The organism is Amphritea japonica ATCC BAA-1530 (genome assembly GCF_016592435.1).
GTDB lineage: Bacteria > Pseudomonadota > Gammaproteobacteria > Pseudomonadales > Balneatricaceae > Amphritea > Amphritea japonica.
Window position 1 is genome coordinate 3,771,040 of sequence record NZ_AP014545.1, and the last position, 20,390, is coordinate 3,791,429.

19 protein-coding genes are annotated in these 20,390 nt (G+C 49.9%); 13 read left to right on the forward strand and 6 right to left on the reverse strand.

Annotated features, from left to right (window positions below):
• Positions 1-83 precede the first annotated feature (83 nt).
• Together uvrD and AMJAP_RS17415 are read left to right on the forward strand one after the other, a co-directional pair.
• Positions 84-2,300 carry a DNA helicase II gene (uvrD, locus tag AMJAP_RS17410; protein WP_019621297.1) on the forward strand — a complete coding sequence of 739 codons (2,217 nt, stop codon included), beginning with the start codon at positions 84-86 and terminating at the stop codon, positions 2,298-2,300.
• Between the two features lie 98 nt (positions 2,301-2,398).
• Positions 2,399-3,628, forward strand: coding sequence for a nucleoside recognition domain-containing protein (locus tag AMJAP_RS17415; protein WP_026340062.1), 1,230 nt, complete (start codon positions 2,399-2,401; stop codon positions 3,626-3,628).
• An 11-nt stretch (positions 3,629-3,639) separates the two neighbouring features.
• On the opposite strand, the gene AMJAP_RS17420 is transcribed toward AMJAP_RS17415, so the two are convergent.
• Positions 3,640-4,038: an acyl-CoA thioesterase gene (locus AMJAP_RS17420; RefSeq protein WP_019621295.1), complete on the reverse strand. Its 399-nt coding sequence runs from the start codon at positions 4,036-4,038 to the stop codon at positions 3,640-3,642.
• Between the two features lie 219 nt (positions 4,039-4,257).
• Here AMJAP_RS17420 and AMJAP_RS17425 point away from each other — a divergent pair, with 219 nt between their 5' ends.
• The 5 genes from AMJAP_RS17425 (at position 4,258) to phoU (ending at position 11,016) form a co-directional block, all read left to right on the forward strand.
• Complete coding sequence (locus tag AMJAP_RS17425) at positions 4,258-5,229, forward strand: PstS family phosphate ABC transporter substrate-binding protein (protein ID WP_019621294.1); 972 nt, start codon at positions 4,258-4,260, stop codon at positions 5,227-5,229.
• 186 nt (positions 5,230-5,415) lie between these two features.
• The gene (locus AMJAP_RS17430) at positions 5,416-7,692 is read left to right on the forward strand and encodes an ABC transporter permease subunit (protein WP_019621293.1); all 2,277 of its coding nucleotides are present in this window, start codon (positions 5,416-5,418) and stop codon (positions 7,690-7,692) included.
• Positions 7,693-7,718: 26 nt separating this feature from the next.
• Positions 7,719-9,407 (forward strand): phosphate ABC transporter permease PstA, encoded by a 1,689-nt coding sequence (gene pstA, locus AMJAP_RS17435; RefSeq protein ID WP_019621292.1) that lies wholly within the window; start codon positions 7,719-7,721, stop codon positions 9,405-9,407.
• A gap of 24 nt (positions 9,408-9,431) precedes the next feature.
• Positions 9,432-10,265, forward strand: a complete 834-nt coding sequence (gene pstB / locus AMJAP_RS17440; protein ID WP_019621291.1) for a phosphate ABC transporter ATP-binding protein PstB — start codon at positions 9,432-9,434, stop codon at positions 10,263-10,265.
• 16 nt (positions 10,266-10,281) lie between these two features.
• Positions 10,282-11,016: a phosphate signaling complex protein PhoU gene (gene phoU, locus AMJAP_RS17445; RefSeq protein ID WP_019621290.1), complete on the forward strand. Its 735-nt coding sequence runs from the start codon at positions 10,282-10,284 to the stop codon at positions 11,014-11,016.
• A 75-nt stretch (positions 11,017-11,091) separates the two neighbouring features.
• Here phoU and AMJAP_RS17450 read toward each other — a convergent pair whose 3' ends face one another.
• Entirely contained in the window at positions 11,092-11,373 is a 282-nt protein-coding gene (locus AMJAP_RS17450) for a hypothetical protein (protein ID WP_019621289.1), read from the reverse strand.
• Between the two features lie 256 nt (positions 11,374-11,629).
• Between AMJAP_RS17450 and AMJAP_RS17455 the strand changes: the two genes are divergently transcribed.
• Positions 11,630-13,147: a diguanylate cyclase gene (locus AMJAP_RS17455; RefSeq protein WP_019621288.1), complete on the forward strand. Its 1,518-nt coding sequence runs from the start codon at positions 11,630-11,632 to the stop codon at positions 13,145-13,147.
• A 14-nt stretch (positions 13,148-13,161) separates the two neighbouring features.
• Here AMJAP_RS17455 and AMJAP_RS17460 read toward each other — a convergent pair whose 3' ends face one another.
• A complete protein-coding gene (locus tag AMJAP_RS17460; protein WP_019621287.1) occupies positions 13,162-13,737 on the reverse strand; it encodes a DUF1415 domain-containing protein in 576 nt (191 codons plus the stop codon).
• Positions 13,738-13,822: 85 nt separating this feature from the next.
• Between AMJAP_RS17460 and AMJAP_RS17465 the strand changes: the two genes are divergently transcribed.
• The 4 genes from AMJAP_RS17465 (at position 13,823) to phoR (ending at position 17,408) form a co-directional block, all read left to right on the forward strand.
• On the forward strand, positions 13,823-14,377 hold the full coding sequence (locus tag AMJAP_RS17465; RefSeq protein ID WP_019621286.1) for a chorismate--pyruvate lyase family protein: 555 nt from the start codon (positions 13,823-13,825) through the stop codon (positions 14,375-14,377).
• Between the two features lie 16 nt (positions 14,378-14,393).
• Positions 14,394-15,284, forward strand: coding sequence for a 4-hydroxybenzoate octaprenyltransferase (gene ubiA, locus AMJAP_RS17470; RefSeq protein WP_019621285.1), 891 nt, complete (start codon positions 14,394-14,396; stop codon positions 15,282-15,284).
• A 103-nt stretch (positions 15,285-15,387) separates the two neighbouring features.
• Entirely contained in the window at positions 15,388-16,083 is a 696-nt protein-coding gene (gene phoB / locus AMJAP_RS17475) for a phosphate regulon transcriptional regulator PhoB (RefSeq protein WP_019621284.1), read from the forward strand.
• Positions 16,084-16,091: 8 nt separating this feature from the next.
• Positions 16,092-17,408, forward strand: coding sequence for a phosphate regulon sensor histidine kinase PhoR (gene phoR, locus AMJAP_RS17480; protein WP_019621283.1), 1,317 nt, complete (start codon positions 16,092-16,094; stop codon positions 17,406-17,408).
• 59 nt (positions 17,409-17,467) lie between these two features.
• On the opposite strand, the gene cysZ is transcribed toward phoR, so the two are convergent.
• Together cysZ and AMJAP_RS17490 are read right to left on the reverse strand one after the other, a co-directional pair.
• The gene (cysZ, locus tag AMJAP_RS17485) at positions 17,468-18,253 is read right to left on the reverse strand and encodes a sulfate transporter CysZ (RefSeq protein ID WP_019621282.1); all 786 of its coding nucleotides are present in this window, start codon (positions 18,251-18,253) and stop codon (positions 17,468-17,470) included.
• A 24-nt stretch (positions 18,254-18,277) separates the two neighbouring features.
• Positions 18,278-18,502 (reverse strand): hypothetical protein, encoded by a 225-nt coding sequence (locus AMJAP_RS17490; protein ID WP_019621281.1) that lies wholly within the window; start codon positions 18,500-18,502, stop codon positions 18,278-18,280.
• A 130-nt stretch (positions 18,503-18,632) separates the two neighbouring features.
• On the opposite strand from AMJAP_RS17490, the gene AMJAP_RS17495 reads away from it, so the two are divergent.
• A complete protein-coding gene (locus tag AMJAP_RS17495) occupies positions 18,633-19,577 on the forward strand; it encodes an NADP-dependent oxidoreductase (RefSeq protein ID WP_019621280.1) in 945 nt (314 codons plus the stop codon).
• Here the strand turns inward: AMJAP_RS17495 and AMJAP_RS17500 are convergent.
• Complete coding sequence (locus AMJAP_RS17500; protein WP_156815151.1) at positions 19,574-20,377, reverse strand: hypothetical protein; 804 nt, start codon at positions 20,375-20,377, stop codon at positions 19,574-19,576. The genes AMJAP_RS17495 and AMJAP_RS17500 overlap by 4 nt on opposite strands.
• Between the last annotated feature and the right edge of the window lie 13 nt (positions 20,378-20,390).

Here is a 20,390-nt window from a genome sequence, read left to right on the forward strand (position 1 = left end):
CTTAAAGATCTATCTAGCCTCCGGCTGTTCCGGCGGCTATAATCCCCTACTGAATATTTATACAGCTATCTGAAGAAGCCACTATGGACGTATCCCATCTACTTGATTCCCTGAACGAAGCCCAGCGGGAAGCGGTCTCTGCTCCCGTCTGCAACATGTTAGTACTGGCGGGTGCGGGGTCGGGTAAGACCCGGGTACTGGTGCACCGGATAGCCTGGCTGGTTCAAACAGAGGGACTTTCACCCTATTCCATTATGGCGGTGACCTTTACCAATAAAGCCGCCAAGGAAATGCGCGGCCGCATTGAAGAACTGTTAGGCCTCAGCCCTGCAGGGATGTGGGTTGGCACTTTCCACGGGCTGGCCCATCGTATTCTGCGCGCTCACTGGCGCGATGCCGGTCTGATGGAAAACTTCCAGATTATGGATTCCGATGATCAGCTACGACTCATCAAACGTCTGGCGAAAGAGATGAACTTGGATGACAGTCGCTGGCCCGCCCGACAATTCCAGTGGTTTATCAATGCCCAGAAAGATGAAGGATTACGAGCCCGACATATAGACCCCGATGGAGATCCCTATGCCCAGGTAATGGTCCGGGTATACGCGGCTTATGAAGACGCTTGTGATCGGGGAGGCATGGTCGATTTTGGGGAGTTGTTGTTACGTTCGCTGGAATTGCTCAGAGATCATAACCCAGCCCTTCTGGAACATTATCAGGATAGGTTTCGCTATATTCTGGTCGACGAATTTCAGGATACCAACGCCATTCAGTACGCCTGGCTTAAAATCCTGTGCCAGCCACTCGATCCGCGTAAGCCGTTACCTGAGAAACTGATGGCCGTTGGAGATGATGATCAGTCAATTTATGGCTGGCGTGGCGCTAAGATAGAAAATATCCAGCGCTTCAATCAGGATTTCACCGAGACGATGGTGGTAAAACTGGAGCAGAACTACCGCTCCACGAACACCATTTTGCAGGCCGCTAACGAAGTGATTCGTAACAATCAGGGTCGACTGGGTAAAGAACTGCATACGGATCAGCCCGATGGTGAACAGATTGCCCTCTATTCGGCCTTCAATGAACAGGATGAGTCCCGTTTTATTGTCGATCAGATCGACAGCTGGGTACGCAAAGGAAACCTGCGCAGCGAAAGCGCTATCCTGTATCGCTCTAATGCCCAGTCCCGGGTGCTCGAGGAAGCGTTAATCCGGGCTAACATGCCCTACCGTATCTACGGTGGCCAGCGCTTCTACGATCGACTGGAAATTAAAAATGCCCTCGCCTATTTACGTCTGGTGAGTAACCGGGAAGACGATACCGCAATGGAGCGGGTAATCAATGTGCCTACCCGGGGCATCGGTGGAAAAACCATTGAAGAGATCCGACTACACGCCCGCACCGAAGGAGTGTCCATGTGGCGTGCCTCCAATGAAGTCATCGAGTTGAATAAACTCACACCCAGAGCAGCCAACGCCCTGCAAGCTTTTATAGACCTGGTTAACCGGATAGATCAGGACACCGCAGGGACAGACCTGCACGAGCAGACCGAACACGCGATCCAGAAGTCAGGCCTGATTGATCACCACCTGAAAGAAAAGGGCGAGAAAGCCCAGGCACGCATCGAAAACCTTGAAGAACTGATCAGCGCCGCACGACAATACCTCTCAACCTGGCAACCCGATAAAGAGGGCAACGAGAACAGCACCCCCCTGACCGCGTTTTTGGATGATGCAGCTCTTGACGCTGGTGAGGCACAGGCAGATGAACACCAGGATTCCGTGCAGCTGATGACGTTACATTCAGCGAAAGGACTGGAGTTTCCCCTGGTATTTCTCGCTGGAATGGAAGAAGGCCTGTTCCCCCATAAGATGTCTCTGGAAGAGGATGGCCGCCTCGAAGAGGAACGCAGACTGTGCTACGTGGGCATCACCCGCGCCATGGAAAAGCTGTTTATCACTTATGCCGAATCCCGTCGATTGCATGGCAATGAAACCTTTAACCGACCATCTCGATTTATCCGTGAGATACCGGATAAACACCTGGAAGAGGTACGGCTGAACGCCAGCATTAGTCGCCCGGTAACCGCTCGTCAGCAAACTCGTCCATCCATGTTTGCCAATGCAGAGGTGCCGGATACTCAAATTGTACTCGGTCAACGGGTATCACATCCCATCTTTGGTGACGGGATCGTAACAAACTATGAAGGCTCTGGCCCCAAAGCCCGGGTGCAGGTTAACTTTGACTCCGAAGGTAGCAAATGGCTGGTAGTCGGCTATGCCAACCTTCAGCCGCTCTGAGCCTAAAAAAACTAAATAGGCAGGTTTCCTGCCTTTCCCCTATTCTTTCAAACACTACCGCCGATATACTACTCTGAACCCCTCTGAGAGGTACCGGAATGTTACATAGAATCTGGCTTGGTTTTTTCCTCTTAGCCTTCATGGGCGGTTTGTATCAATGGCTTATTGGAGGAGATGCCGACGTTTTCCAAAGAATAGTCCGATCAACCTTTGATATGTCGAAAGTCTCGGTTGAACTGGCTTTGGGGCTCATCGGCACTCTGGCGTTCTGGCTGGGTATTATGAAACTGGCAGAGGCCGCTGGTTTTGTAGAAAAAATGGCCAACGGTCTGAGCCCGTTATTCACCCGACTGATGCCCGAAGTCCCCAAGGGTCATCCTGCAATCGGCTCAATGACCATGAACCTATCTGCCAATATGCTGGGCCTGGATAACGCTGCAACACCGCTAGGCTTAAAAGCGATGCAGGATCTGCAGCAGCTCAACCCGGATAAAGAGCGCGCCACCAATGCCCAGATTCTTTTTTTGGTATTGAATACCTCCTCAATAACCCTGTTTCCGATTACGGTTTTTCTCTACCGCGCCCAGCAAGGTGCGCCTGACCCCACCTCAGTATTTATTCCTATCCTGATCGCAACCAGCTGCTCTACGCTGGCAGGCCTGCTAGCCGTAGCCTGGGTACAGAAGATCCGTTTATGGGAGCGCGTCACCCTTCTCTACCTGGGAGGATTCTTTGCCCTGATACTGGCATTTGTCGGCTATTTTGCCACGCTAACGGTCGATCAATTGCAGCAACAATCATCTCTGATCGGCAACCTTATGATTTTCAGCACGATCATTTGCTTTCTTGGGGCAGCCCACCTGAAAGGGGTCAATATCTATGAAACCTTTGTTGATGGCGCAAAAGAAGGGTTCTCTGTCGCCATCATGATTATCCCGTACCTGCTGGCTATGCTGGTGGCAATCGGTGTCTTTCGAGCCAGTGGTGTGATGGACGGAATGATATGGCTGCTACAGGAAGGCGTCTCTCTGCTCGGTATGGACACACGCTTTGTTGATGCGCTGCCTACTGCCCTGATGAAACCCCTCAGTGGTTCCGGTGCCCGGGCGATGATGCTGGATGCCATCAACACCCATGGAGTAGACTCATTTGCGGGACGATTAGCGGCCATTATCCAGGGATCCACAGAAACCACCTTCTATGTTCTGGCAGTCTACTTCGGCTCAGTGGGGGTTCGTCATACCCGGCATGCACTCACCTGTGGCCTGACAGCCGATCTGGCAGGGATTATCAGTGCAATCCTGGTGGGCTACTGGTTCTTTGGTTAATCAGTAAACTGTTATTGTCCGAAATCCAGCGCCCGAATATGGCCATGCCCATCAATAGCAACCTGTACACACTCTGTTTCTGTCACTTTGCGCTGATCCCGGCCATCGGGACAACAACCCCATACTTCAACCTGTATCCGTAACGAACTGGTGCCCTGCTCCATAATCGTCGTATAGAAGCTTAAAATAGTACCTTCCAGCACCGGAGCCATAAAACTCATCGCGCCGATGGACACCGTTGCCACCCTTCCCTCTGCCGCTTCAGCCGCACGGATTTCAGCTGCAAGCACCGCCTGCGATGCAACCCAGCCACCATAAACGTCACCAAACATATTCGCTGCAGCCCCAGCAGCAGGGCAACGCAAGCTTAGTTCACCTTCAGGCTTTAAGAGTGTTTCATCGGTATTCATATCAGCTCAATTCCAGAGTTTTATTTTTTATTAGCGGGCATATTTTACTATTAATCACCCGACTAAAGTCTAGCTAAAATATGACTTACTCCGTATCAAAACCTATAAAAAATATTTCAGCCTGTCACAGTTTTGTCATACAACCCCCTTATATTGCCATCATCGAATCAATACTGATCGTTTTAAAGCGTATTCAAATCCGACTCTCTGGAGCTTGTAATGAAACCAATGAACAAACTTTTTGCCGCTGTTGCCCTGACAGCAACGTGCATGACAGCAACGGCATCTGATCTGCTGGATGCTAACCTGCCAACTTACACAAAAGCATCCGGTGTGTCTGGCAACCTGTCTTCTGTAGGTTCTGATACTCTGGCTAACCTGATGACTTTGTGGGCTGAAGAGTTTAAACGCAACTACCCGAACGTGAACGTTCAGATTCAGGCTGCAGGTTCTTCTACTGCACCACCAGCACTGACTGAAGGCACATCCAACCTGGGTCCAATGTCGCGTAAAATGAAGGACAAAGAACTGGGCGCATTTGAAGAGAAGTTCGGTTACAAACCAACGCCGGTAGCAGTAGCAATCGACGCACTGGCCGTTTTTGTAAACAAAGATAACGCTATCAAGGGTCTGACTATTCCTCAGATTGATGCGATCTTCTCTGCCACCCGTAAGTGCGGCCTGGCTAACGAAGTTAGTAACTGGGGCGAGGTTGGCGCTACTGGCTCCATCGCGTCTCAGGGCTTCCAGATTTTCGGTCGTAACTCAGTCTCCGGGACTTACGGTTATTTCAAGAAGAAAGCACTCTGTAAAGGTGACTTCCGTAACAACGTCAATGAGCAACCTGGTTCTGCATCTGTTGTACAGTCTGTTTCCACGTCACTTAATGGTATCGGTTACTCAGGTATCGGCTATAAAACCTCATCTGTTCGCGCACTTGCCCTGACGAAGAAAGCAGGCACGCCTTTCGTTGAAGCCACACCTGAGAATGCGTTAAACGGCTCTTATCCTTTGGCTCGCGCTTTGTACGTGTACGTTAACAAGAAGCCTGGCCAGGACCTGGCCCCTCTGGAGCGGGAGTTCCTGAAAATGGTAATGTCTAAAGTAGGCCAGGAAGTTGTGGTGAAGGATGGTTATATCCCTCTGCCGGCTTCTCTGGTTGAAAAGCAGATGAAAGCACTGGGTCTATAATACAGACCTGACTTAAAGAATTACTGGTCGGCCCTATCGTGCTCGACCAGTAAGCCTAATCTGATAAAAAGGAGTCCATATGGGCTCCTTTTTTGTATGCAAAAGTTTTATTACTAAGTTGTAACATTTCTGTCATCAACAACGTTTATCTTTGCGCCATAACTTTTATCATTGTAGAAATTTTTCATGAATATTGAGAACAATTCCGTTATTCCTGATCTGGACTTTGACTCCCCGGCAGCCCGTCGCGGCCGCAAATTCCGGGCCTTTAAAGACAAAGCGGCCTCAGCAGGCATCGGCCTGGGTGGTGTCAGTGTCATCATCGCGATCCTATTGATCTTTTTCTACCTTCTTTATGAAGTAGTCCCCATGTTTCAGTCTGCAGAAATCCAGCCCTGGGAACATAATGAGCAGGTTGTTGAACCTTATGCCGTCCCCGGCGCAGGAAAAACCCTCTACATGGCGATGGAAGAACAGGCAGAGATTGGCCTGCGAGTCTCTGATCTGGGTGAGCTGATCTTTTTTAACACCGTTAATGGCACACCGATAAAAACGCTTCAGGCACCTTTACCAGCCGGTGTCAGCATCACTAGCTTTGCCCTGGCATCAGAAAACAGCCATTCCTTTGCGATAGGCCTGAGTAACGGTACGGCGCTGGCATTCAAGCACGAATATAAATCGACCTATCCCGGTGGGAAGCGCGTAATACTACCAACTATCACCTACCCTCTCGGTGAAGCCCCTATAGAGATAGCGGCCGTCCCTCTGGATCACCTGGCATTCAATGGCAACGAGGATGGCTTTGCTCTGATCGGTGGAACTGAGGCAAATATGCAAGCCGTATTTATCTCTCGAACTGAAAACCTGTTTACCGGTGACATCGAACTGGAACAATCCACCACCGCTTTACCCGATCTGGGCCTCAAGATTAAAAAGATGCTGATGATGCCTGATCTTTCCTGGCTTATATTGGCCGGTGAAGGCGGTAAAATTGAAGTTGTGAATCTGCGAGACCGCGACGAACCTGTTATAACTCAGGTTCTGGAGGCATCCTCCAGCAAAATAACCACCTTTGACCTGCTTCTCGGTGGCAACGCAATTCTCATTGGTAACGATAAAGGCGAAGTCTCTCAGTGGTTTCTCGTTAGAAACGATCAGGGCGAATGGTTGATGACCAAAATTCGCGAGTTCAAAACCGGCAATACATCAGTAACAGACCTGGCAATTGAACATCGTCGCAAAGGTTTTGCAACTATCGATACAGCAGGCGACCTGCGGCTTTACAACACGACAGCCAACGCCAATGTACTGACACATAAAGTCGCCCAGGCCAACGCTTCAATGATCGCCATGGCTCCCCGGGCAAATGCGATACTAATTGAAGAAGCGGGGAAACTTAACCTGCTACACATCGACAATGAGCACCCGGAGGTCTCCTGGAGCGCACTCTGGGGCAAGGTTTGGTATGAAGGTCATGAGAAACCTAAATATATCTGGCAGTCTTCTGCTGCAAACAATGACTTTGAGCCAAAATACAGCCTGATGCCGTTGGCATTCGGGACACTGAAAGCGGCATTCTACGCCATGCTGCTGGCAACGCCTCTGGCGATCTGCGGTGCAATCTATACGGCCTACTTTATGGTGCCGTCACTGCGTCGTAAGGTGAAGCCATTCATTGAACTGATGGAAGCACTGCCAACCGTCATTCTTGGTTTTCTCGCAGGCCTTTGGCTGGCCCCCTTCATGGAGGAAAACCTTCCCGGAATTTTTGTTACTCTGCTGATGCTGCCCGCCGCGATATTAGGCTTCGCTTTCTGCTGGGCACAGATGCCAAAACAGATTCGCTGGCTGGTACCGGATGGCTGGGATGCCCTGCTACTGATACCGGTGATTATTCTGGCGACCTGGCTCAGCATTGCCATCAGCCCTTCTCTGGAACTGGTATTGTTTGATGGCAATATGCGCCACTGGCTGACCAACGACCTGGGAATCGCTTATGACCAGCGTAACGCGATGGTTATCGGTATAGCGATGGGGTTTGCGGTTATCCCAACCATCTTCTCAATCACCGAGGATGCGATCTTTGCTGTGCCTAAGCACCTTAGTTACGGCTCATTAGCTCTGGGCGCAACCCCCTGGCAAACCCTGACACGAGTCGTTATGCCGACGGCCAGCCCGGGTATCTTTTCGGCGGTAATGATCGGTATGGGTCGCGCTGTCGGCGAAACCATGATCGTACTGATGGCGACAGGTAACACGCCGATTATGGACGTAAATATATTCGAGGGCATGCGAACTCTGGCGGCAAACATCGCGGTAGAGATGCCTGAGTCCGAAGTCGGTAGTACACACTACCGAATCCTATTCCTGGCTGCCTTTGTGCTGTTTATGTTTACCTTTGTGGTAAACACTCTGGCGGAAGTCATCCGTCAGCGGCTGCGCAATAAATATGGCTCCCTGTAACCTGAGTTGTTGAGGAAATATACGATATGAACATCTCAGTAAAAGAGTGGTTTAAGTCCGGTTCACCCTGGGTATGGATGAATGCAGGTGCAGTCGCCATCAGTATTATTATGGTTGTCGGCCTGCTGGGCCTGATCGCTATTCGCGGCCTGAGTCACTTCTGGCCAGCCGATATCATTCAGGGAACGTACACCCAGAATGGAGAGTCCCGTATCATCGCCGGCGAGGTGGTTGAGACCAATGAAGTGTTGACCAAACAGCTGATCGAAGCCGGTATCGACCTTCCGGATGATAAAGAATTCTCTATCCGCCACCTGCTTAAAATTGGTAACCGTGATGTCTACGGCTCAGACTTTACCTGGGTACTTGAAGACTTCTTGTCAGACCAGGCTCATCCAGAGATGCTGTTCGCAGCTGAGCGTCGTGAGTGGGGGAATTTGTATGGTTACCTGCGGACAATCAAAGAATCAGGTATCGAGATTGCTCGTTACGAGGGCAATGACAAATCTGCTGAATACCTGGCTCTGTGGGACAACCTGGATTCACGTATTCAGCGCGCTCTGGATATTCGCGATGATATTCTTCAGATTGAGAAGCATGAGATCGGGGCTATCAACTACGAGCTGGAACGCTTACGCCTGAAAGAGCGCAGCCTGCAACTCAAGGATATTACCGAAACAGCCCCTTTCATTGAAATTGAGCAACGGCGCAAAGAGCTGGACCTTAAATATGAAGGTCTGCAGCAGCGCCTGCTGGATCTCTACACCAAGATTAACCGCGATTCGATTACGGCAGAAGTAGCCAACGGTAAAATCGTTGAGGTTCAACTGGCTAAAATCGTTCGCGCATTCCGCCCCAACGATATGGGAGTGGGTCAGAAAAGCCTTCATTATGCGGCTAAACTTTGGGAATTTGTCAGCGATGATCCCCGTGAAGCCAATACCGAAGGGGGAATATTCCCGGCAATCTTCGGGACGGTGATGATGGTAATGCTAATGTCGCTTCTGGTAACCCCTTTTGGTGTTGTCGCTGCCGTCTATCTGCGTGAGTATGCCAAACAGGGCTTTGTTACCCGACTTATCCGGATCGCTGTAAACAACCTGGCCGGTGTACCCTCCATCGTATACGGTGTATTTGGCCTGGGTTTCTTTGTTTACTTTCTCGGCGGTAACATTGATGATCTGTTTTTCCCCGAGGCGAAACCGGCACCCACTTTTGGTACACCGGGCCTGATGTGGGCATCTCTGACACTGGCTCTGCTGACAGTGCCTGTGGTAATCGTGGCCACCGAAGAGGGGCTTAGCCGTATACCTCGCTCGGTTCGCGAAGGCAGCCTGGCATTGGGTGCAACCAAATTTGAAACCCTGATGAAGGTTGTCCTGCCGATGGCAAGTCCGGCCATGATGACCGGGGTTATTCTGGCAATCGCCCGGGCGGCTGGTGAAGTCGCACCGCTAATGCTGGTCGGTGTTGTGAAACTGGCACCCAGCCTGCCTTTGGATGGCAACTACCCATTCATCCATCTGGATCAGAAATTTATGCACCTGGGCTTCCACATCTTTGATGTGGGCTTCCAGAGCCCGAACGTTGAAGCTGCTCGGCCATTGGTATATGCCACCGCCCTGCTATTGGTTGCGGTTATCGCTCTGTTAAACATGTCAGCGATTGCGATCCGAAACCACCTCAGAGAAAAATACAAAGCGCTTGAGATGTAAGCCGCACACTAGATAGGTTTAATGATGACTATGGAAGCTAAAACCCATTCAATCGATATTTCCGCGCTGCAGCGCCAGAAGCAAAGCCTGCGCATGGAAGATGAGACCATTGCCCTGACCGTACGCGATCTCCAGCTTTATTATGGAGATAAACGAGCGCTGCATGGTATCAACATGGACATTCCTAAAAACCGGGTAACCGCCTTTATCGGCCCATCGGGTTGCGGTAAGTCGACCCTGTTACGTTGCTTCAACCGGATGAACGACCTGGTTGACAGCTGCCGCATTGACGGAGAAATGAGCCTCTACGGAAACAACATTTACGAACGAGGCATCGATGTTGCTGACCTGCGGCGCCGTGTCGGCATGGTGTTTCAGAAACCAAATCCTTTTCCGAAAAGCATCTATGAAAACGTGGCTTATGGCCTGCGCATTCAGGGTATTAAAAAGAAACGTTTGATCGACGAAACCGTTGAATGGGCACTCAAATCTGCGGCCCTCTGGGATGAGGTTAAAGACCGACTGCACGAAAGCGCGCTCGGCATGTCCGGCGGACAGCAACAGCGTCTGGTTATCGCACGTACTATCGCCGTTAAACCTGAAGTATTATTACTGGATGAACCGGCATCAGCACTTGACCCGATCTCTACGTTGAAGATCGAAGAGCTGATCAATGAACTGAAAAAAGATTTCACCATTGTCATCGTAACTCACAACATGCAGCAGGCTGCCCGGGTTTCCGATTACACCGCATTTATGTACATGGGAGATCTGATCGAGTTTGGTGCAACCGATAATCTATTCACCAATCCTGAAAAGAAACAAACAGAAGACTACATTACCGGTCGTTACGGTTAATTAGGGGAGCATTACAGTGAGTTACGAACAGGACCGCCATAGCAACCACATCTCCCAGAGCTTCAATGAAGAACTGGAGCAGATCCGTACAGAACTGCTAACGATGGGAGGTTTCGTTGAACGCCAGCTGAGCGATGCCGTTGAAGCTCTGGTAGAGGGTGACACCGAACAGGCAGAGCAAGCTCGCAAAAGCGATCAGGCAATCAACGACATGGAGATGATGATTGATGAGCAGTGCACACTGATCATCGCCCGCCGTCAGCCAGCCGCCGCAGACCTGCGTCTGATTATCTCTGTCAGCAAGGCCGTCAGCGACCTTGAACGAATTGGCGACGAAACCAGCCGGATCTGTCGTTACGCGATTGAGTTAGCTGATGAAGGTAAAAATGTACGGGGCTACCAGGAAGTTCGCCATATCGGTAACCTGGTGCGCGATATGCTGCAAAACTGCTTAACGGCTTTTGCTCGCAGCGATGCGGAAATGGCTTACAAAGTCGCAAAACAGGATAAAGAGGTCGATTCAGAATACCGCACAGCGATGCGCTCGCTGATGACCTATATGATGGAAGACCCTCGATACATTTCCAGCATCATGAACGTTATCTGGATATTGCGAAGCCTTGAGCGTATCGGTGACCACGCCCGCAATATGGCAGAGCATCTGATCTACCTGGTCAGTGGTACCGACGTACGCCACAGTAGCCTGAAAGAGATCAAGCGAACGGTTCGCAAAGCTGAAGAAAGAAAATAACCTGCTGCTTGCTTGTCGATCAGAGCAATAAAAAGGCAGCCTATGCTGCCTTTTTATTCTTAACAGAGCAGAAAGCTAGTCAGCAGGCTTAACCACTAAGCTGATCTGACCACCGCTGGTTGGCTGAGCCGTGAGTAACATACCTTCTGCCTGGTAACGGCCGGTATTTTTCAATTCAGAAATAACATCTTGAGGAATATTCCCGCCACTCCAGCCAGGAATAGCCTGTTTCATCAGTATTAGAAAGACCCCATCAATTTCCCAAAGATCCCCTTTCATATCGCAAACAGCTTCCCCTGTTTTGCCACCCCGACGCCCAGACTTCCCCTGAGGTTTCCTTTTTAGCTCAACTGACACACAACCACCCTGTTTTCTTTCTAAGATTCTATCTAATTATTATTGGCGTACAGCACAGCTCGCATAACATAGAACAGTATTTATTAATTTTTTTGATGCCTGACTATAAATATTATCGTAATTAGAACAATTCTTGTACTACAGGATTGTTGATTTACAAGAAAACTATCTCGACGATTACTCAAGATTACTGCTGGCCGCCGATAGCTCTGTGAGTCTCTCAACAACTTATATTAAACGATGACAAGGCACCCGGATGGCTAAATACGTTGTATATGGAAACCTTAACTGCCCTTTCAGTTATGCATTGTATGAGCTGCTTGCCAACCAAAACCTGTTGCAAAACGTTGAATGGCGTGTCGTTGAGCGCTCTAGCGAATCTGGCTCCTATTTGCACAGTGTCGAGAGCATGTCCGAGCTTGCCAGTGATATTTTCAACATCCGCAATCGCTCCCCAGGGGTGACTATTTCTCTGCCGTTAAGCCTGAGTGACAGCCTGTTCCCCTCTTTATGTGTCATTGCCGCTCAACGTAACGATCCTGTGCAATCAAACCTATTTCTCAGTAATCTTTACCGCGCGTTATGGATAAAAGGTAAAGATATCGCCAACCCCTCAACTATTTTTCACGCGCTTGAAGAGGCCGGCATAAACACTGAATTAGAAACCGACGAAGCCTGCGAAGAAACCCTTCTGCGCTGGCAAAATGAATGGGAGCATGGCAACTTTGGCCTTCGAACCCCCGCCATTGTGGCTAATGACGGGCGCCGTATGGTGGGATTATTAAACCCACAAACCGTGCTCGAGTTCATGCAGGGAGCCGACGTGGAACCCGGTACCCTCACCAGCAGTTCCCGTTATCAGGAAAGAATGACGATAGCCCTTCTTGGGGAAGACCCTATTACTGAGCTTTGGCCAATACTGTCCACGCTCAGAGATGAGAACAACATACTTCTGCCTCAGTCATTAGCAGCACTGCAAGAGATGTTGCTTTCAGACGAACGTTGCCCGGATCTCGTGCTGCTTCATAATACGGAACAGCACGCAAATCTTATCGACATCTGTCGGAGTACCTCCCATTTAACCCGGGAAAAACAGGTTCCCCTAGCCGTGATTGGCACACCCATCTCTGATACTGATGAGGTGAGCCTATATGATATGGGGGTTGCAGATTATCTGTTACAACAACGTAACACTTCTATCATTCAGGCACGCATCAACATACTCCTGCAGTTGAAGCGCGCTCACGATATGCTTGCCAGAGCAGCGAGCATTGATACCCTGACACAGGTTTATAATCGCAGAGAGTTTGAGCGCTGCTTCGAAACTGAGTGGCGCCGGGGCCAGCGTTCACGCCAATCCATTTCAGTTATCCTGATCGATATCGACCATTTCAAAGCCTACAACGACAACCTTGGACACTTGAACGGCGATAACTGCTTGCGACAAATAGCCTCAAGCATTCGGGATTCAGCCCGCCGGGCTCAAGATCTGGTTTGCCGTTTTGGCGGGGAAGAATTTATCATTCTGCTACCGGAAACTGACCGAACAGGCGCTGAAATATTAGCAGAGCATATCCGACAACAGATCATAGATCTGGATATTCGTCATAGCCCTAATTTTAAAGACCAGCCCGTTACTATTAGCTTGGGTGTTGCTTCAACGCTGCCTTCGCAGAAGGGGCAATCCCCGAAAGAACTCATCGATCAAGCTGATATCGCCCTCTATAAGGCGAAGAAACAAGGTCGCAATCAGGTTGCGGTCTTTGATGAATAGCCCTGAGGCGGGCCTCAGCAATAATCCGCAAAAGGAGGAAAACGTTCAATTAACGCTTCCCGCCCCAGCTCGCGCAGTCGCTTGATATTGCGCTCAGGAATCTGTTCCGGGTTAGAGTAATGGGTTAGCGCCCGGCTCATTTCTGCCTCACGAATAATATGGAACACCGGCCAGGGAGAACGGTTGCTCCAGTGACTCAGGTCATCTTCAGCCACGCCATGAAACAGATAGCCCGGATGGAAACTGGCCAGCTGAATCACGCCCTCCAGTCCCGCCTGCTCCAGTAACTCTTCAAACAGACGCAAGTGATCGAGATAGTCGTAAAAGTCTTCCAGGCCGGTCGGCACGATAAACAATGTAGTCGATATCTCTTTTTCACTGGCCGCCAGCAGTTGTTCGATCTCTGCCATAAAAGCGGCCACCAGCGACTCACTACCCCGAGCATCAGTGATTGCATAGCGCAGCGAATTATCCTTAACCACCGGCGCGGCAAATGGGCAAAGATTCAAGCCCACGACCATTGTCTCTACCCACTGTCGGGTAAGCTGCTCAATCTGCTCGGTTGAGTAGTGTTGTTGCGCTTTAGCCATTATCTTTCACCTGTTCCAATCGATGCTCTAACCGATACATTTTAATCCGGCTAGGGTACTATACAGCCAGTTTTTTTGCTGAGAAATGATCGTGCCAATCCCTGCAGCCCTTAATCAAAATAGCTTCGACGTTCGCTGGTATACACTGCGACGTCCGGCAGCTCCTGATGCTCCGAATATCTGGCGAAAGTGGCTACTGGACCGTGGCTCTCTGACCCAACACCTGTTGCAGGCCAGTAACGGTGATTTTAAAGTTGAGGTTGTACGCCAGATATGGGGACGTCCTACCCGCTCAGAAGCTCTGGCGCTGGGGATTTCGCCCAGACAGATAGCGTTAATCCGTGAAGTACAACTGGTCGGTCTTGGGCAACCCTGGGTATTCGCCCGAACAATTATTCCGGCGACCACCCTCACAGGTAAACAACGGGAATTAAACTTCCTGGGAAACCGTTCCCTAGGGACCGTCCTCTTCCGCGACCCAACGATGCGCAGAGGCGCTCTCCAAATCAGTCGGCTTAAAATAAGGAGTGGAGAAACGGTCTGGGCTCGTCGGTCCATGTTTAAGCTGGCAAATAAGCCCCTGCTGGTAGCCGAGGTTTTCCTGCCGGCACTACAACAGGTAAACTATCGGAAAAAATGATTATAGGCTGTTTATAATGCAATCAGGCGCTAAACCGATCGAAGCTGGCTGGCAACAAAAACTGCAGGCTTGTGGTCAGCTGATGCGAGTAAATAAGCCGATCGGCACCTACCTGGTGCTCTGGCCGATGCTCTTTTCGCTATGGATCGCGGCTGAAGGCATCCCCCCACTGAATCTGCTATTCATTTTCTGCCTCGGCACTTTTTTAATGCGCTCAGCCGGCTGTGTAATCAATGACTTCGCCGACCGAAAAGTAGATGGGCATGTAAAACGCACCGCTCAACGCCCGCTTCCCGGAGGCAGAATTTCTGCAAAAGAAGCATTAATCCTATTTTTTCTGCTGCTGGTTACCGCTTTTATTCTCGTGCTGTTTACCAATTCGATGACGGTCTACCTCTCCTTTGGCGGTGTTGCCCTGGCCGCCTGTTACCCTTTTATGAAGCGTTATACCCACCTCCCCCAAGTCGTGCTGGGAATGGCATTTGCCTGGGCGATACCGATGACTTTCAGCGCGACTCTGAATGAGATTCCACCTATCGCCTGGCTAATCTACACCGCAACCATGCTCTGGACGGTAGCCTACGATACGATGTATGCAATGGTCGACCGGGATGACGATATAAAGATCGGCGTAAAATCCACTGCCATTTTATTTGGCGATCTGGATAAAATTATTATCGGTATTCTACAGCTGCTCACCCTGATCATATTTATTATGGTGGGCCTCCAACTTAGCTTATCGATCGGATTCTATCTCGGCCTGACAGTCATGGCAGGCTTGTTTGCTTATCAGCAGCATCTGATCAAAGACCGTCAGCGGGACGCCTGTTTTAGCGCCTTTCTCAACAACAATTATGCCGGCCTGGCCCTCTTCATCGGGGTGGTAATACACTATCTAACGGTTTAATGACAAATTCACTTGCATCACCGGGTGCTTTGTCATATTTCTGTAACAGTTTCATCATCTAATATGACCGTCTGAATATATCTAATAAATGAGGTGATTGGTCATGACGTCGGGTAAACGCGTTCTGATTGTTGACGACGAGGCTCCGATTCGCGAAATGATCGCCGTTGCTCTCGAAATGGCAGGCTATGAGTGCATGGAGGCGGATTCCGCCCAGGCTGCCCATCCTATGATCGTTGATAATCTTCCAGATATGATCCTATTAGACTGGATGATGCCGGGTATCAGCGGTATCGAGTTTGCGCGACGCTTACGCAAAGATGAAATGACCTCAGATATCCCAATCATCATGCTAACGGCAAAAACCGATGAAGATAATAAGATTCAGGGTCTGGAAACCGGTATTGATGATTACATTACTAAGCCGTTCTCCCCCCGCGAGTTAGTTGCCCGACTGAAAACAGTACTTCGCCGAACAACCCCCAAAGGTATTGAAGAACCAATCACCGTCGATGGATTAACCCTGGACCCGGTCTCTCACCGGGTCAGCTCTGAGCTGAAACCACTGGAACTGGGCCCTACTGAATTCAGACTGCTGCAGTTCTTTATGACCCATCAGGATCGCGCCTATAGCCGAAGCCAACTGCTGGACCTGGTGTGGGGAGGCAATGTTTATGTTGAAGAGCGTACTGTTGATGTGCATATCCGTCGCCTGCGTAAAGCACTGGGTGACCGCCACGACTACCTGATACAAACAGTCCGTGGTACTGGCTACCGCTTTTCTTCTCAAGCGGCCTGAGACTAGCGATGTATAACGCCAGCCACTCCATAGCCAGCAACCTGTTGTTAACCGTGGTGGCTGGGTTTGTACTGGGTCTGATCATTGGCCATCCCGGCTGGACCCTGTCTGTCACCCTGATTATCTGGGGACTCTATCAGATTAAGCAGTTCAATCGATTGCAACAATGGTTGATGAGCAGTGACCGCTCTAAGGTGCCTGAAAGTCAGGGCTATTGGGGGGAACTCTTTGATGAGCTATCCCGAGACCAAAAAAGACAACAACAGCGTACTCAGTCATTACGTAATGTGATCAATCGGTTCCAGCAATCCTCCGCAGCACTGAGCGACGCTATCGTCATTATTGATGGGCAGAACCATTTAGAGTGGTGGAACAGAGCCGCTGAAGGTCTGCTAGGGATGAAAGTCAAAACCGACCGGGGTCGCTCGGTCATGAATCTGCTACGGGATCCGCGCTTTGTCCGTTACTACCGCAAAGGGCTGTATGAGGATCCGTTAGAACTCTCCTCTCCGATACACAACGATATTATCCTGGAATACCGGATTACCCGCTTTGGGGCAGGCGACCGCATTCTGGTCGCCCGTGATATTACCCGCCTCAAACAACTGGAGCAGACCCGACAGGATTTCGTCGCTAACGCTTCTCACGAGCTGCGTACACCGCTTACAGTAATTCGTGGCTACCTAGAGACCTTTCTTGACCAAGAGCTGCCTCGACCACTACAGCGCGGTCTGAGCCAGATGGAAAGTCAGTCTAAACGGATGGAAAACCTGGTATCTGATCTCTTGCTCTTATCACGCCTTGAAGCCAGCGCTCATGTCGCTGATGAACTGCCTATTCCTCTTCATTCGATAATCTACCGATTACAAGAAGATGGCCTGGCCCTCGGCAAAGACAAGAACCAAACTATTACTGTTGACCTGGAAGCAGGCAAAACGCTTCTGGGTCAGGAATCGGAGATCTTTAGTGCGATTTCAAATCTGGTTTTTAATGCGGTTCGTTATACCCCCAATGAAGGCAATATTAAGCTACGCTGGTGGACCGACAAAAAGGGCGGTCACTTCTCAGTCCAGGATAACGGCGCGGGTATCGACAGTATTCACCTGCCACGACTGCAGGAACGTTTCTACAGGGTCGATGAGAGCAGGTCCTCAGATAGTGGTGGTACCGGTTTGGGTCTGGCCATTGTTAAACATGTAATGCTTCGTCATGGCGGTCGGCTAACCATCAATAGTCAGCCGGGTAAAGGTAGTAGCTTTATCTGCCATTTCCCTTCCGATCTCATTATCGCTACGCCGGCAAAAGAGCATATAGAAAACGAATAGCAACTATAAAAAAACGCACATAATTCGTGCGTTTCTTATAGCCTCGCCGACACTGCTTATTACTCTAATCGCCCCTGATCCTGACGCAGCGTCAGGTCAATCTCAGTGTCACCTGTATATTCCTCAACCCAGAAAATGGTCGCGCCTATCACCGCGGCCGGCATCACCAGCAAATTCACCAACGGAATCATCATACCCACGGACACCAGGCCGCCAAAACCAACTGATGTTAGTCGCCGCTGCTTAAGGGAATCTTTCATATCCCGAAAGCTAACGTGATTATTATCCATCGGGTAATCACAATATTGAATCGCCATCATCCAGCAGCCAAAGAGGAACAACAGAAACGGTGCAACGATACCCAGCACCGGGATAAACGTCAGTACGAGTAAAAACAACAACCGGGGAAGATAGTAGAGTAATTTTGAAATCTCACGGGCTACCGTTCGGGGAATCAGGGCTATAATTTCCTGCCAACCGGAATCAGTTACCGTGACTCCGCGCAAGCGCTGCTCAACCTTCTCAGACAATATGCCATTGAAGGGTGCAGCAATGATATTAGCCACCACACTGAAACTGTAATACACCGTGATTAACACAAAGCCAGCTACCAGCGGCCACAATAAGTAACGGAGGAACTGTAGCCAGTCCCAGTCTGGCAAAATAGAACTCAGTAAATAATCGATCCAGTAGCCCATCTGATCAAATAGCAGCCAGATAGCCCCGGTAAATAAAAAAACATTGATCAACAACGGCACTAACACAAAATGTCGTATGCCTTTTTCCGGCAACATTGCCAGGCCACGCATAAAAAAATTTGCGCCGCGGAACGGGTTTCCTTTCATCGGGTCCTCAGTTAATTAGTTGGGTCAGCCCATAAAGTGATTATAAAAACGGACAATAACTGCCAGCAGCATCATAGACAGACCGATCCGGTTAATCATGAATTCCCGCTTAGTGAAGCTAATTGTTGCCTGCCAGAACACCAGTACGGATTTAAGATCCTGGGTTCGTAAGACGTAGAGTATCAGCGACACTACAAACACGCCAAGGCCAACCATCATTAACAGCTGTTCTGCTACTACAAGATACATCTACCCTTCACCTTCAATTATGATTCAAGGCCTTAAGATTAACAGAAATAGTCGGCATAAGTGGCTGGTTTAGCCTATAACTTTATGTGAACATGCAGCTTATTTCTCCTTCTCTGCATCGGAGTCCACTATGAAAGCAATCTCTATACATCAGTTTGGCGGCCTCGAAGAGCTAACTTACAGCACCCAGCCTAAACCCCAGCTTAATTCCGGTGACGTTCTCGTAAAAACCACTGCTGCAGGGGTCAATCCTATCGATTGGAAAACCTGCTCAGGAGGTGGCGCCAGCGGTTTCATAGATGAGATGCCGTTTATACCCGGCTGGGAGTTTTCTGGCGTTATTGCTGATGCAGGGGATACTGACTTTGAAGTGGGTCAGGCGGTATTCGGGATGATTCGATTTCCTCAACCGGCCGGCTGCTATGCCGAATATATCGCAGCACCAGCAGCCCAAATCAGCCGGTTACCCGATGCTGTGGACCTGATCACCGCTGGCGGCTTTCCTACAACAAGCCTGACCGCGTGGCAGGCCCTGTTTGATAAAGGAGCCCTTAAACCGGGCCAGAAAGTACTGATATTAGGAGCGGCCGGTGGCGTCGGCCACCTTGCAGTACAGCTGGCAAAGTGGGCTGGAGCTCATGTTACCGGTACCGCATCCATGCACAACCACGAGTTTCTGGCAACGCTGGGGTGTGAACATACCATTGACTATCACAGCCAAAATATCACCGATCATGTCAGCAATATTGATCTGATTATTGACTGTATAGGAGGGGAAACTGCAATTGAAGCCCTGCCTTGCCTGACAGCAGACGGGGCTATCGTTACGCTTCCATCGATCACAAAAGACCAGGTAGTGGCTGCAGGAGCAGCTCAAAGACGCCGGGTTGAAACCATTCTTTGTGAGCCTTCGGCAAAGCAACTCAGTGAAATTGCTCAACTGGTTGCCGATGAACAGCTACAACTGCATACAACCGAGACATTCCCTCTGGATAAGGCAGCAGAAGCTTTCGAACTCAGTCAAAGCGGCCACGTTTGTGGCAAGCTGATTCTTACAATGGACTCACAGAATTAATTCGTACTATCCAATGAACCGGCCAATTGCAGGTACTCCGCCTGCAATTGATTAGCCTGTTCTACCATTCTGACCACCGACCGATCAACCAACCCCGGAACGAACGCGTCCTTGCTGGCATCTGCTGTTTTTCGAATCCGCTCCAACTGTTGACCGATCTTCTTTAATCCCTGGTTTATCGAAGGAGTCGTATACGGTATTGCCTCTAGTTTAATCAGATTATCGCCCAGCGCCTGGTACGTTTCGCGATAAGCCGGCTCTACCTCAGCACGCATACCCCAAGCCATCATGCCATACAAAGCAGATAACCGTTGGCACAGCAATTCATGTTGCCCCATCAGCTCTAACATCTGCGCCCCCTTACTGAGGTTCCCCACTACCATGCCCTCTAGCAGTAATGTTCCCTGCTTAAGCGTATTTTCATTCATGGTATACAACTCGACTAATCGAGCCCGGTCCGGCTTCTGTTTGTACTGACGCTGTAATAATACCCAGCTTTGTTCCATCTGTTTTAATTGGTGTAACACCTGAATATCAGTAACTGCAGCATTGAGCTGTTGCTGCTGCAGATCGAAGCGCGTTATCGCCTCAGCCAGTGCCTGATTCGCTTTACGAGAGCGCACTCCCAACCCAGAAAGCACATAGTTCTTCAGCATTACCTGGATCAATGTCCGCTGTTCAACGGCAGCATTAACCACCTCCGCTGCGGTTGAAATATTCGCCGCATAAGTCGGACCTGTAACACAGAGCAACAAGAGTGAAACCATAGCAAAGCGCTTTCTTATTGTTATTAAGCACATACCGACATTACCT

Bases quoted from the DNA above. Each gene is read 5' to 3' on its own strand.
- AMJAP_RS17465 (WP_019621286.1), top strand. From the start codon at position 13,823: ATGATCGTGCCAATCCCTGCAGCCCTTAATCAAAATAGCTTCGACGTT.
- AMJAP_RS17430 (WP_019621293.1), top strand. From the start codon at position 5,416: ATGAATATTGAGAACAATTCCGTTATTCCTGATCTGGACTTTGACTCC.
- cysZ (WP_019621282.1), bottom strand. From the start codon at position 18,253: ATGAAAGGAAACCCGTTCCGCGGCGCAAATTTTTTTATGCGTGGCCTG.
- AMJAP_RS17425 (WP_019621294.1), top strand. From the start codon at position 4,258: ATGAAACCAATGAACAAACTTTTTGCCGCTGTTGCCCTGACAGCAACG.
- pstA (WP_019621292.1), top strand. From the start codon at position 7,719: ATGAACATCTCAGTAAAAGAGTGGTTTAAGTCCGGTTCACCCTGGGTA.
- AMJAP_RS17455 (WP_019621288.1), top strand. From the start codon at position 11,630: ATGGCTAAATACGTTGTATATGGAAACCTTAACTGCCCTTTCAGTTAT.
- AMJAP_RS17495 (WP_019621280.1), top strand. From the start codon at position 18,633: ATGAAAGCAATCTCTATACATCAGTTTGGCGGCCTCGAAGAGCTAACT.
- pstB (WP_019621291.1), top strand. From the start codon at position 9,432: ATGACTATGGAAGCTAAAACCCATTCAATCGATATTTCCGCGCTGCAG.
- AMJAP_RS17500 (WP_156815151.1), bottom strand. From the start codon at position 20,377: ATGTGCTTAATAACAATAAGAAAGCGCTTTGCTATGGTTTCACTCTTG.
- uvrD (WP_019621297.1), top strand. From the start codon at position 84: ATGGACGTATCCCATCTACTTGATTCCCTGAACGAAGCCCAGCGGGAA.
- phoB (WP_019621284.1), top strand. From the start codon at position 15,388: ATGACGTCGGGTAAACGCGTTCTGATTGTTGACGACGAGGCTCCGATT.
- AMJAP_RS17490 (WP_019621281.1), bottom strand. From the start codon at position 18,502: ATGTATCTTGTAGTAGCAGAACAGCTGTTAATGATGGTTGGCCTTGGC.
- AMJAP_RS17460 (WP_019621287.1), bottom strand. From the start codon at position 13,737: ATGGCTAAAGCGCAACAACACTACTCAACCGAGCAGATTGAGCAGCTT.
- phoR (WP_019621283.1), top strand. From the start codon at position 16,092: ATGTATAACGCCAGCCACTCCATAGCCAGCAACCTGTTGTTAACCGTG.
- AMJAP_RS17415 (WP_026340062.1), top strand. From the start codon at position 2,399: ATGTTACATAGAATCTGGCTTGGTTTTTTCCTCTTAGCCTTCATGGGC.
- ubiA (WP_019621285.1), top strand. From the start codon at position 14,394: ATGCAATCAGGCGCTAAACCGATCGAAGCTGGCTGGCAACAAAAACTG.
- AMJAP_RS17420 (WP_019621295.1), bottom strand. From the start codon at position 4,038: ATGAATACCGATGAAACACTCTTAAAGCCTGAAGGTGAACTAAGCTTG.